At 40.4% G+C, this 12,379-nt stretch carries 11 protein-coding genes and 1 pseudogene; 2 read left to right on the top strand and 10 right to left on the bottom strand.

Going from position 1 to position 12,379, the window contains the following annotated elements; translation table 11 throughout:
- Window positions 1-13 precede the first annotated feature (13 nt).
- The 5 genes from ACZ47Z_RS01165 to ACZ47Z_RS01145 all read right to left on the bottom strand — a co-directional run bounded on the left by ACZ47Z_RS01165 (window position 14) and on the right by ACZ47Z_RS01145 (window position 5,259).
- Entirely contained in the window at window positions 14-2,104 is a 2,091-nt protein-coding gene (locus ACZ47Z_RS01165) for an ATP-binding protein (RefSeq protein WP_464525783.1), read from the bottom strand.
- A 111-nt stretch (window positions 2,105-2,215) separates the two neighbouring features.
- Entirely contained in the window at window positions 2,216-3,562 is a 1,347-nt protein-coding gene (locus tag ACZ47Z_RS01160) for an MATE family efflux transporter (protein ID WP_464525782.1), read from the bottom strand.
- Between the two features lie 2 nt (window positions 3,563-3,564).
- On the bottom strand, window positions 3,565-4,053 hold the full coding sequence (locus tag ACZ47Z_RS01155; protein ID WP_015529939.1) for an ureidoglycolate lyase: 489 nt from the start codon (window positions 4,051-4,053) through the stop codon (window positions 3,565-3,567).
- Window positions 4,054-4,124: 71 nt separating this feature from the next.
- Window positions 4,125-4,250: a hypothetical protein gene (locus ACZ47Z_RS01150; protein ID WP_464525781.1), complete on the bottom strand. Its 126-nt coding sequence runs from the start codon at window positions 4,248-4,250 to the stop codon at window positions 4,125-4,127.
- 16 nt (window positions 4,251-4,266) lie between these two features.
- A complete protein-coding gene (locus ACZ47Z_RS01145) occupies window positions 4,267-5,259 on the bottom strand; it encodes a Fic family protein (RefSeq protein WP_464525780.1) in 993 nt (330 codons plus the stop codon).
- Between the two features lie 259 nt (window positions 5,260-5,518).
- Between ACZ47Z_RS01145 and ACZ47Z_RS01140 the strand changes: the two genes are divergently transcribed.
- Window positions 5,519-5,971 (top strand): MarR family winged helix-turn-helix transcriptional regulator, encoded by a 453-nt coding sequence (locus tag ACZ47Z_RS01140; protein WP_054751873.1) that lies wholly within the window; start codon window positions 5,519-5,521, stop codon window positions 5,969-5,971.
- Window positions 5,961-7,292, top strand: coding sequence for an MATE family efflux transporter (locus ACZ47Z_RS01135; protein WP_054751871.1), 1,332 nt, complete (start codon window positions 5,961-5,963; stop codon window positions 7,290-7,292). The genes ACZ47Z_RS01140 and ACZ47Z_RS01135 overlap by 11 nt, the downstream gene beginning before the upstream one ends.
- On the opposite strand, the gene ACZ47Z_RS01130 is transcribed toward ACZ47Z_RS01135, so the two are convergent.
- From ACZ47Z_RS01130 to ACZ47Z_RS01110, 5 genes and pseudogenes are all read right to left on the bottom strand, one after another.
- Window positions 7,271-8,020 carry a YibE/F family protein gene (locus ACZ47Z_RS01130; RefSeq protein ID WP_020436588.1) on the bottom strand — a complete coding sequence of 250 codons (750 nt, stop codon included), beginning with the start codon at window positions 8,018-8,020 and terminating at the stop codon, window positions 7,271-7,273. The two genes, ACZ47Z_RS01135 and ACZ47Z_RS01130, sit on opposite strands and share 22 nt — an antisense overlap.
- Window positions 8,014-9,159, bottom strand: coding sequence for a YibE/F family protein (locus ACZ47Z_RS01125; protein WP_054751867.1), 1,146 nt, complete (start codon window positions 9,157-9,159; stop codon window positions 8,014-8,016). Before ACZ47Z_RS01125 ends, ACZ47Z_RS01130 begins: the two co-directional genes overlap by 7 nt.
- Before the next feature lie 150 nt (window positions 9,160-9,309).
- Complete coding sequence (locus tag ACZ47Z_RS01120) at window positions 9,310-9,792, bottom strand: GtrA family protein (protein ID WP_020436590.1); 483 nt, start codon at window positions 9,790-9,792, stop codon at window positions 9,310-9,312.
- Window positions 9,792-11,006, bottom strand: a pseudogene (locus ACZ47Z_RS01115) (glycoside hydrolase family 3 N-terminal domain-containing protein); the annotation flags it as partial. The gene ACZ47Z_RS01120 and the pseudogene ACZ47Z_RS01115, both read right to left, overlap by 1 nt.
- Window positions 11,007-11,197: 191 nt before the next feature.
- On the bottom strand, window positions 11,198-12,379 hold the full coding sequence (locus ACZ47Z_RS01110) for a cation:proton antiporter (RefSeq protein WP_464525779.1): 1,182 nt from the start codon (window positions 12,377-12,379) through the stop codon (window positions 11,198-11,200).

Below are 12,379 nucleotides of genomic sequence, written 5' to 3'. Positions count from 1 at the left end.
CAAGAATGCCTTTTTATAAATCTTCCTGTATTTTGACGTCACTGTTATCTGCCAGACACTGTTTTAACACAGTGATCATTTTTTCCCCATCCAATGGTTTTGCAATATGACCGTTCATTCCTGCATTTTTTGCCATCTGTATATCTTCCGCAAAAGCATTCGCAGTCATGGCAATAATCGGTATGGCGGCTTTTTTCCGGTTTTCCATCTGCCGTATCTTTGCAGTCGCTTCATATCCATTTAACCTCGGCATCTGAATATCCATGAGAATCAACGCATAATATCCATCCTCTGCTTGTCCCAGCATATCACAGCATTCCTGACCATCTTTTGCCCAGTCAGTCAAAATCCCCTCTTCTTTCAACAGTTCTATCGCAATTTCAGCATTTAATTCATTATCTTCCGCAAGAAGAATTCGCTTTCCAATACTCTTATCAGATATAACAGACTGTTCCGACTCTTTCTTTTTGTATACATCCTCTTCTGATGCAATCTCCAGTGGAATTTCCACTGTGAATTTTGTTCCTTTCCCCTGTTCGCTTTCTACATAAATCTTTCCGCCCATCAGTTCAACAAAAGATTTTACAATAGAAAGTCCAAGACCAGTACCGACCACTTTATTCTCTGTCGCTGTATGTTCTCTTGAAAATTCATCAAAAATATGTGGAAGGTATTCCTGCTTCATTCCTATTCCGGTATCTTCACAGATGAATACATACCATGCTTTCTTATCATCTGATGCTGTTTCCGTAATATTTACATGAATCGCCTGACCGTTTGGAGTATATTTGATTGCATTACTCACTATATTTAAATATATTTCCTGAAGTTTTGTCTTATCACAGACTGCATATTTATGCTGTATATTTGTATCTATCGAATATTGAATTTCCTTCGATTGGATAGCAGATTCAAATACTGTATTTACAGAATAAAACATTTCGCTCAAATTCTCTGCCTGCATTTTTAACACAGCTGTTCCACTTTCAATGCGAGCCTTTTCCAACACCTGATCAATAATCGTCATCAGAAAATTGCCCGAGGACTTGATCTTTCTTAAATACTCCCTTGCTTTTTCCTCGTTCTTAAGATTCTTTCCGAGAAGATCTGAAAATCCAATAATTGCATTCATCGGGGTTCGGATGTCATGACTCATATTAAACAGAAATCGTGTTTTTGCCTCACTTGCTTCTTTTGCCTGTTCTGCCGATTTTTTCAATTCAGCTGCATACTGCTTCTCTCGACGTTTTTTGCTGCAGATCTGATCAAAAATAGTAGCACCCATCATGGCAATTATGAGGGCTGATACAATAACAGCAATCCATTGATAAATTGAAATCCATCCCTCCTTTGGTACGATATCCACATACCATGTGTAATTAGGAATCTCACACTCTACCGTAAGGCTATTCTCAGGCATATGTTCCTGATTTTGAGCCAGAACAATCCGATCATCGGTATTCTCATCATTCGTCCATATCTCATAACAATAGGATGCTTCACTTAGCCGTTCCATGCCAATTTCATCTATAAATTTATCCCAGTCGATAACTATGATCACAAACCCCCAAAAGGTGTCATTTCCTGTAATATTATTCTGATAAACCGGATTGAACAGCAAAGCTCCTGTTCCTCCCTGTTTTAATTGATATGGACCTCCAAGAGTATATTTTCCTGTTTCTTTGGCACGCTTTGCGTCTCCACTGCGTTCATGCTCTGTCAGCATATCCATTCCAAAAGCCTGCTCATTTCCCTGCTCTGGAAAAATATCAGTAATAATCCCATCCGGTGCGAGTTCGAATGCTTTTACAACACCTGCTTCATTCGGAAGCATTTCTGCCAATTCTGAGAATGTAGTCTGATTCAGATCATATCCTGCAAGAATCACGTTTTCAAGAAATTCTGAAAGTTCAACATACTGATCTAATTGTGCATTGATCCGCTTTACTGTACTTTGTGCAGTATAAGCAGCTGCTGTCTTTTTTTCTTTCTCTATGTTCTTTACAATAATACAGCCCAAAAGAAGTGCTGTTATAAAAATAAGCAAGCCAATGATCCAACTGTATCTTTTTGTCTGTTTAGAACCGGTACTTCCCTTTTCCATTTACTGTTGCCTCTTCATCTTCAATGTTTTCTGTTATTTTTAATTATATCATGTCATGTTTTTTCATGTCTATTTTTTTCTACAGTAAACGGATAACAAGTTCTTTCTTTGTCAAATAGATCTTTTCAGCATTACCAGCATTGTAATAAAGCACAAACTTCCACCAATCACATTAGATATAGGCTCTGCTAAGAACACCCCTTTCGTTCCCATGTGAAATGCATACGGAAACAAATATGTAAGCGGCACAACGATAAATACTTTTCTAAGTAGCGAAAAGAAAATTGCCTGCTTCTTCTTGTTCAATGATTTGAAAACCGTCTGCCCAACATACTGCAGATCCATAAATATAAATGCTGCGAAATAAAGTTTCAGTGCTTCTACGCAATCGGCAAGTAATTCACTGTCTGTGCTGAAAATTCCGATCAGAAATTCCGGTTCGAAAATAATCACGCTCCACGCAATTGCTGTATAGATCAATATCATACAAGTCAATACGCAGATAGCTTTCTTGACTTTCTTCGGACGCTGAGCTCCATAATTATAGCTCAAGATCGGAGAAGTTCCTTCATTGATAGCATAGATCGGAGTTTCCACCATCTGACGAACACTTGATACGATCGTCATAACAGAGATATATACATCACCGCCAATTCCTGATAAGACGCTGTTACAACATATTGTTACCAGACTATTGGTCAGCTGCATGATAAACCCTGCACTTCCAAGGCTCACAATATTCTTCGCATCATCTCTACATGCTTTCCATTCTCCTTTTGACAGCACCCGCACTTTCAATTCCGCTTTCTTTCTCAAGAAATAAAATACATATGCTGCCGATAAAGTCTGTGAGATGATTGTTGCGATCGCCGCTCCTTTTATGCCTAAATTCAATCCAAATATAAATAATGGGTCCAGAATCAGATTGGCAACGGCTCCAATTGTAACCGATAACATTCCTGAAGTTGCATATCCCTGCGCATTAATAAATGGGTTCATCCCTATTGCAATCATAGATGGGACTGTTCCGATCAAATAAATCATCATGTATGGATATGCGTAAGACAGCCCTTCTTCCGACGCCCCGAACAACACCAGAATCGGACTTGCGAACAGCATTCCAATCACCATCAATGTCACTCCACAAATGCACAGCATTGAAAATGATGTATTCATGATCGCTTCTGCTTTTTTTATGTTTCCTTTGCCTCGGTTAATTGAAAATAACGGGGCACCGCCACTTCCAAATAAATTGCTGAATGCAGTGATGATCACAATGATTGGAAAGCACAATCCCACTGCTCCAAGCGCTGTTGTTCCCACGGACGGAATCCTGGCAATATAAATACGGTCTACGATATTGTACAAAAGGCTCAATATCTGTGCCACAAGCATCGGTAATGCTGCTCCTAAAATATTCCCTGTAACCGTTCCATGGTCAAAATCAATCTGTTTCATCTTTATAATATTATCTTAAACCAATCTTTCTCTTCAAATTCAACAACCGTACAATCATTTGCATAAGTACATTCTGGAAGTACGATCATTGCATGAAGTACCTCATTATTCGCCGGAAGTGGACACAGATGCCAGATCGCTGCATTGATCTTTACCATGCATCCCTTTGGTACAAGGAAAGCCTTCGCAAGTTCCGGAACCGGTGTTCCGCCGGAAGCAGGTGCAACATGGATAAGCATGTCGTCATCAAGAGCAACAATCCCTTCCCATGTAGTTGTATGATATTCCGCCATCTTGACAATTCTTTCGTCCTTGCGAACTTCAATCGGTGAAAATGCCATTGTTCCAACACAGGTTCCTGAGATGCGGTCCGGATAGAATTTATGAATCTCTCCCTCCAGTGGATATCCCTCTGGTTCTGTCATACTGCAAAATGTTCCGTACGGTGCAAAATCTGCCGCATTAATCTTTACTGCTTTTACTTCTCTCATCGAGTAAGTCCTCCTTTGTTTTAATATAATCATATCGCTGATGGAAAGCAGGCCAGCTTGCTCCACTCTCACTACCAACTCATTATGTCTAGTATATCATAATTAATTCCGACCAGCAAAATCTCACCGCCAAACTCCTTGATTGCCGCCGGGTAGTTCCGTTTCTTAATCTGTGCTGCTACTGCATCCGCATTCATATTTGCCCAGCAACATCTATCTTTTCACATATCTCTGATTTCTGCTACGTGGCTTGTCAGGAACTGTCATTCGTATCAATTGAAGTTCTATTGCCGGATTCAGATAATTCTTGCGAAATGATTCCTTTGACTTTAGACCCAACAACTCCATCAAAGTAACTGCGGTGTACGGAACTTCGTATTCCATAACATCTAATAATCGTTTTACATATTCTGATATATTTTCCCTTTGTCCTTCCGACTGTAACAGAACTTCTTTTAAAATCTGATCAATCTGGCGCAACATAAATTCGATAAATAGATTTGAATCACCATTTACATGGCATTGTGCGATCACATTGTAATATTCTTCCTGGAATCTTTCAATCTGACTTTCTATTGGAATGTATTGAAAGAAAGGCTTCCAATTTGCTAAAAAACAAGTATGCCACAGCCTTGCCATGCGTCCATTCCCATCTGCGAATGGATGAATAAATACGAATTCATAATGAAATACGCAGGACAGGATCAATGGATGAACTTCTTCTTTTTCTCGTTCCATCCAATCAAACAGTTCTTCCATAAGATGTGGGACGAATCTTGCCGGCGGTGCCATGAAGATACATTCCTCTCCATTAAAAACACCTTCTTCTCCATGTCTGAAACATCCTGATTCATCTACCAGATATTTCGTCATAATCCCATGCATATGCTTTAATTCTTCAATATCATAAGGATCGATTTCATTTATTTTCTCATATGCTTCGTATGCATTCTTTACTTCTTGTATTTCCTTTTGTTCTCCAAGTACAAGCTTTCCGTCTATGACATCTCTTACCTGTCCGATCGTCAATGAATTTGCCTCGATTTTCAAAGAAGAATAGATTGATTTAACTCTGTTATTTTTTCTCAAATCTGGCTTTGACTCCAGATTTTTTCCAGTAGTGATTCTTCCTACTTTTTCAGAAATTGATGCGACTAAATCCAGCATTGTATTTGTAAGTTTGAATGGTGGTGCATAAGTATTCATATCATTTCCCCTCGTATAACTTACTTATTATCTTGTACGTTTTCTTACTATATTATACTAAATTTTTATTTATTTTACTATAACTTGCTTGTTATCTTGTACGTTTTCTTGTCTTTTATTAATTTGCGAACATATCAAGACTTCTCCCCACATTTTCCTCAAATTATCATCACAATCAACATTTTCTCTTGACAATTCCTCAAATCTCCATATAATTATCTATGGTAATTAACTTTGGTAACTATATAGGAGTTTTATTATGACAAATGAAAAAATCAAACGCATGCTCGATGCATGTTATCAGGCAAAGCGAATTCGTGAGATGCTCCCTCCGCTTCCGGAAGGTATCATGTCATCTCACATCCGCTATATGGATATGATCCAGGAGCTTCAGAAACAGAACGACCATGTAAAAGTTTCTGATCTGAGTGACATTCTGAATATCCCGCGACCGGGTGTCACAAGGACAATAAAAGAAATGGAGAAGAAAGGATTAGTTCAAAAGATCTCCTCTCCGGATGACGGACGTGTCACATACTTGTCTTTGACCGAACATGGCAAGGAGCTATCTGAAAAGTATAATGAAAATTATTTTAATGAGCTACTTCCTTACCTTGATGCTATATCTGACACTGAAGCCGACTATATGATCCGGACAATTCAGAAATTTTACGACATCATGTGTGAAAGGAGCATTCAAAATGACAGATAAAACTGCTGATTTTACACAAGGAAGTATTTTAAAGAAACTGGTGGCATTTATGATGCCTGTGCTTGGTGCACTAATCCTTCAGGCAGCATATGGAGCGGTTGACCTTCTGGTCGTTGGAAGATTTGGTTCTACCTCCGGGCTTTCTGCAGTTTCTACCGGAAGTCAGGTTCTGAATCTGGTCACTTTCGTAGTCGTCCAGTTTGCTATGGGTATCACGGTTCTGATTGCACGTTATCTCGGCGAAAAGAAACCGGAACAGATTGGCTCCGTCATTGGCGGTGCTGCAATTGTATTTACAGCGATTTCAGTTGGATTGTTCATCGTTATGGTTTGTTTTGCGCATCCAATCGCGATCCTGATGCAGGCACCTGCTGAAACTGTCGAATTGACTGCTGTTTACATCCGTATCTGTGGCGCTGGAATCTTCTTTATCGTCGCTTACAACCTGCTTTCCGCAATTTTCCGTGGACTCGGAGACAGCAAGTCTCCTCTGCTTTTTGTACTTGTCGCATGCATCATAAATGTTTTCGGTGACTTGATACTTGTTGCAGGTTTCCACATGAACGCAGCCGGTGCCGCGATTGCAACTGTTTTCGCCCAGGCAATCAGTGTTGTCTTCGCAGTAGTTCTTCTTATCAAAAAAGAACTACCATTCAAGATTAGAAAGAAAGACTTCTGTCTGAATCCACAGTGCAAGAAATTCCTCATCATTGGACTGCCTCTTGCTCTCCAGGAATTCCTGACACAGATGTCATTCCTCGCACTCTGCGCTTTTGTAAATCGGCTCGGGCTGGAGGCTTCTTCTGGTTACGGCGTTGCCTGCAAAATCGTAAACTTTGCAATGCTGGTACCTAGCGCACTCATGCAGTCCATGGCTTCTTTCGTCTCTCAGAATGTCGGTGCCGGAAAATCAAAGCGTGCAAAGAGATCTATGTTCACCGGAATCGGAGTCGGCCTGGTTGTCGGATGTTTCGTCTTCACTCTTGTATTTCTTAAGGGAGATGTGCTGGCCGGATTCTTCTCTACCGATGCAGCTGTTATTCAGAATGGTTTTGCTTACCTGAGAGGATTCGCACCGGAAACAATTGTAACAGCCGTTCTTTTCAGTATGGTAGGATATTTTAATGGAAATGATAAGACTCTTTGGGTTATGACGCAAGGTCTGATTCAGACACTTCTGGTCCGTTTGCCAATGGCATACATCATGAGTATCCAGCCGAATGCCAGCCTGACAAAGATCGGTCTTGCTGCACCGGTTTCTACAGCAGTTGGAATTATGTTGAACGTTGGATTTTATGTTTATTTAAACCGGAAAAAATAGCCCCCTGCAACCGCTGCCACCGGCATTACAACCACGCAGGCGATTGCTCCGAAGATCATTGAGGCACAATTTTCAAACATGATTTTAGAATTCAACAGTAGTTCAAACGAATATCCCTGCATCCGCAGATAGGAAAAAAGCAGAAGTGATTCTCCTAAATATGCAAACAGAAGTGTATTCACTGTTGTTCCGGTCACTTCTTTTCCTATCTGCATTCCGCTGTGAATCAGTTCTTTAAAAGTCATATCTTCTTTATGGCTTTTCACTTCATAAACAGATGTGGTAACTGTCAGTGCCATATCAAGAACAGCTCCAAGAGTACTGAGAAGTATAACAGAGACAGCAACATTTCTCATACTGATATTCAGGTTCATATTATAATAAAATACATCTTCTCCAACCTGTTGTATCTCGTTAAGACCTCCCGCCTCACTTCTCCATACAACGATATATATGAAGAAAAACAGCAACAGCATTGTGATCATAGTTGCCAGAAATGCACTCCATGTCTTTCCATTTCTACCATTTTGATAGAACAACGTAATACAGGAAATGACAACACCGACACAAACCGTAACGAGAAGAACAGGAACTCCTGATGCCATAAGCCAGATTGCAAGACTTAAGATCAACAGATTTCCACACAAAGCAATAAGCGAAACGACACCTCTGTCTCCACCGACGACCATAATTAAAATCAGTAAAATCAATCCAAGTGTTATCAGCATTTTCCTTCTCCCTGCACCTTTCTTGCTTTCTTCTGTCTATGAAACATTCCTGGGACCTTTATCATCACAGAAGTAACCAAAATAGAAATCGGTATTGCCAGAACAATTCCTATACTTTCCACCAGGAATCTGCACAATTCACATGGAATGTGCAATTTTATAATAGTAATTAAACTCACATCATTATTCATCCGAATCAGACACATTGGGATCAGTCCACAGCCAAAGACAAACAACAGCACATTTATCATCGTTCCCATAATGTCATATCCAATTTCTCTTCCTGATTTAAATAATTCCAAAAATGTCACTTCCGACTTCTTTTCAACAATTTCACTTAAGGATGCAGCGATGGCGACCGCCACATCCATGATTGCTCCCAGTCCTGAGATCAGGATTTCTGCATGGAAAATTTCATCCGGATTTTCAATACTTCCAAGATACTCCATGGTCGAATAATCAAGATCTTCTGCATGATGGATTACAACATCAAAGATTCCCATGATCATTACAAGAACAATCAATGTTGTAAAAAGTGCTGCCCATGTCTTTTTATGAATCCCGTTTAATCCAACCAATGTAATAACTGCAAAAAGAATCACCAGCCTACTGCACATTTCCAGCACATTTGATGTATCTCCCGCTTTCCAAAAACCAATTGCAAAAACAGCAACATTGAAAATAACGGTCACTATCGTAAGCGCACCCTGTCTTCCTGCAATGGTAATTAATACAAACATTAAGAATCCTACAAGTATCATAAGCTCTGTATCTCGTTTCAGTCCACGAATTCCAGAACCCATTCTCTTGCTGGTTCCATTGAGCAAGACCTTATCTCCTCTATGATATGGCTGTTTCATCATTCCGGTATACGTGTACTCATTCGTAAAACTTATTGTCTTTCCCTTGTTTTCTCCATTTAGGATTACTCCCTGGATGTTCTGCTTATATTTTTTCTCCTTCGTTCCTCTGGTTCCTATCTCTTCTCCTGAGACACTGGTTTCGACCTTTGTCAGTTTTGCAATGGGTGTGCTATACAACCATGCATCATTTGCAACAAAGATAATACACAGCAGATACAATATGCCAAGGATACAATATAACTTTCTTTTCTTGCTCTGTTTTACAAATTCCAACATTACTTTACTTCCATCTCGAATCTATCAAAAATCATTTTTTTATTTTAACGCAAAAAATTTTATTGTCAAGATGAATTGGAAAATGATTTTCATGTTAAAAGAACAGGACAGCACGCTAACGCGCACTGCCCTGTTCTTCTTTTCTATATTCTACTTTGCTTCTCCCTCCGGGAAAATAATCTTATTCACGAAGAAGAATACCACCATCGACACTCCTCCGTTCAGCACGGTTGTTCCGATATTATAAAGCCATCCCGGTACAAACATTCCGGCAACTGCAACCCAGATACAATTGATTGAGTTTACAATACATGTAACAATACAGAATGCGATCAGATACCAGAACGCCTGATACCAGATCTTTCCTTTGCTGCGGAACACAAAGCTTCTCTGGATTGGGAAGTTGATACACTCACCAACGAGCATTGCGATCATGTATGCACAGAAATACGGAAGACCGCCATGTGCCGCATCATATCCGATAATATTCCACTTAAATGTCTCACCGAATAATGTAATGTCGATTCCCGGGAAACCGAAATCAATATTCGGAAGTCCTGCGAATGCCAGTGGCAAAAACAGCAACATTACATATTTAAGTACAGTGATCAGATTACTTACGATTACGAACAATCCGCCTTCTTTGCAAGTTCTACTGCTGCCTTTGTCAACTTTTGATTCGGTTTTCTGTTACGAATATATCCCTGCTCATATGCAACAACATCCAGATCTGTTGATCCAATCACATCAAGGATTGCTTCCGGCTGTTTTGCCGGGTTTACAAGTGATGATCCTGCGCCCTGATATCTTGGTGTCTTTGCAAAATCACCGATCACTGCAACTTTCGTTCCCGGTTTCAACGGAAGGATCTGATCCTCATTTTTCAGAAGGACAATACTTTCCTCAGCTGCTTTTCTTGCCAGGTTATGATGCGCTTCCACATCAAATGTTTTTCCCTTTGCGTCTTCTGTTGCCTGATGTGTTGAGAAAATCACATTTAAAAGCTCATCCAGTCTCTGATCTAATACTGCTTCATCAAGATCACCGTTCTCAACTGCATGAATAATATCATACATACCTGATTTTCCTGTTCCCGGCATTTCCAAATGGCTTCCGTTCTTCACACCAAGTGCATGATCATTACTTCCGCCCCAGTCAGACACGACAAATCCGTCAAATCCCCACTCATCTACCAGGATTTCCTGCAGCATATGACTGTTTTCATTTGCATAGACTCCATTTACTTCATTATAGGAAGACATGATGGACTTTGATTTACCTTCCTTAATTGCAATCTCGAATCCGGTCGTATAAATCTCACGGAACGTTCTTTCGTCTACAACGGAATCATTTGCCATGCGGCGCAGCTCCTGACTGTTTGCTGCAAAATGTTTCGGGCAGGCTGCAATTCCCTTACTTTGGATTCCACAAACATATGCCGCCGCCATTTTTCCTGCATGATATGGATCCTCTGAAAAATACTCGAAGTTTCTTCCGCACAAAGGACTTCTCTTAATATTAAGTCCCGGTCCAAGGATCACATTGACACCCATCGTCACTGCTTCCTCTGCAAGTGCTTCTCCAATTTCTTCTCCAAGTGCTTCGTCCCAGCTGTTTGCCACTCCTGCTGCTGTCGGAAAACAAGTTGCCGGAAGACTGGCATTCAATCCCAAATGGTCTCCTGCTCCTGCCTGTCTTCTCAGCCCATGCGGTCCATCGGACATTACCATAGACGGAATCCCATATTTTTCTAAATCAACTGTCTCCCATGTGTTCTTTCCTGACATCATAATTGCTTTCTCTGCCAGTGTCATTTTTCTGATCAACTTTTCATATTTCAGACTCATTTTGAAACCTACCTTTTATTGTGTACTATGTTACTTTGTTACCCTTCGCAGTACCTGTGATCAGTTTTCTTGCATTTTCCATATCACAAGTGTCTTTTTTACTGAACTTATCATAACATAAAAAGCAGACCGTTAAGGTCTGCTTTCATAAATGGTTGTTTTTTCTACATGAACTGTTTTAATAACATTTTCTATTTTGATTTTTTCAATAATTTCTTATACGAGAAATCAATCGCAAATGCGCCCAGCGGAGCTGTCAGCACAATCGCTAAAACGGCCACGGTAAGAACAGTATCTCCGCATGCAAATCCCATCGCAAGAGGGATTCCACCGATTGCGGCCTGAACTGTTGCTTTCGGTGTATAAGCTATCATGGCAAATAACCGTTCTGTCTTCTTGAGACTTGTTCCAAGAAGGCAGACGGATACACCAAGCATACGGAACACCAGTGCACCTACGATAACAACTATCGCTTTCACACCGATTTTTCCAAGATATCCGACATTCACTGTTGCTCCTACAAGCACAAACAGAAATACTTCTGCTGCCACCCACAGCTTTCCATATTTCACAGAAATCCTCTTCGCAACAACTTCTCTCTTCTTCTGCAAACCGATCCCAATGAACATGATCGCGATCAATGCTGAAAATGTAATCGCCGTATTCAAACTGTCTTCCATAACAACAAGCAACAGAGAAATACTCAAAATGATCAACACTTTCGAGGTATCTCTTATATGCATTTTCTTAAAGTAATACGCAAGACATGTCCCTATTAATAATCCAATCCCAATTCCAAGGAAAATAGAAACCGGAATATTGATAAAACTGAGTATAGATGTACTTTGTCCCTGCATCATTCCTGTAAATGTTGAGAACAGCACGATGACATAGACGTCATCCACAGATGCGCCCGCAAGAATCAGCTGCGGAATCCCCTGTTTCACGCCATAGCCTTCCTCCATCAGCTTCACCATTCTCGGTACTACAACAGCCGGTGAAACTGCTGCAAGCACAGCTCCCATAATTGCAGCTTCAAGTATAGATAATCCCATCAGCTTCGGAGCCAGCAGTACAATTCCAACAATCTCAAACGTTGCCGGAACAAAACACATCATCACAGCCGGTCTTCCGATCTTTTTAAGTCCTGAAAGATCCAGACCAAGACCGGCTCTTGTAAGGATGATAATCAGCGCGATCTTTCGAAGCTCGGCTGAGATTCCAAGAATACTCTCATCCAACAGATTCAGTACATATGGGCCGAGTATCATCCCCGTGATCATCATTCCAAGCAAGCTTGGCAATTTGATTTTCTTACAGATCCAGCCCATAGACATTCCTACAAGCAAGATCAAAGCAATACTTAGTAACAT

The sequence above is a fragment of the Mediterraneibacter faecis genome (genome assembly GCF_055383675.1).
This window is presented reverse-complemented; position numbering and strand designations above follow the sequence as displayed.

Excerpts from the sequence above, each read along its gene's own strand:
- ACZ47Z_RS01165 (WP_464525783.1), bottom strand. The coding sequence starts at position 2,104 with ATGGAAAAGGGAAGTACCGGTTCTAAACAGACAAAAAGATACAGTTGG.
- ACZ47Z_RS01160 (WP_464525782.1), bottom strand. The coding sequence starts at position 3,562 with ATGAAACAGATTGATTTTGACCATGGAACGGTTACAGGGAATATTTTA.
- ACZ47Z_RS01155 (WP_015529939.1), bottom strand. The coding sequence starts at position 4,053 with ATGAGAGAAGTAAAAGCAGTAAAGATTAATGCGGCAGATTTTGCACCG.
- ACZ47Z_RS01150 (WP_464525781.1), bottom strand. The coding sequence starts at position 4,250 with ATGAATGCGGATGCAGTAGCAGCACAGATTAAGAAACGGAACTACCCG.
- ACZ47Z_RS01145 (WP_464525780.1), bottom strand. The coding sequence starts at position 5,259 with ATGAATACTTATGCACCACCATTCAAACTTACAAATACAATGCTGGAT.
- ACZ47Z_RS01140 (WP_054751873.1), top strand. The coding sequence starts at position 5,519 with ATGACAAATGAAAAAATCAAACGCATGCTCGATGCATGTTATCAGGCA.
- ACZ47Z_RS01135 (WP_054751871.1), top strand. The coding sequence starts at position 5,961 with ATGACAGATAAAACTGCTGATTTTACACAAGGAAGTATTTTAAAGAAA.
- ACZ47Z_RS01130 (WP_020436588.1), bottom strand. The coding sequence starts at position 8,020 with ATGCTGATAACACTTGGATTGATTTTACTGATTTTAATTATGGTCGTC.
- ACZ47Z_RS01125 (WP_054751867.1), bottom strand. The coding sequence starts at position 9,159 with ATGTTGGAATTTGTAAAACAGAGCAAGAAAAGAAAGTTATATTGTATC.
- ACZ47Z_RS01110 (WP_464525779.1), bottom strand. The coding sequence starts at position 12,379 with ATGTTACTAAGTATTGCTTTGATCTTGCTTGTAGGAATGTCTATGGGC.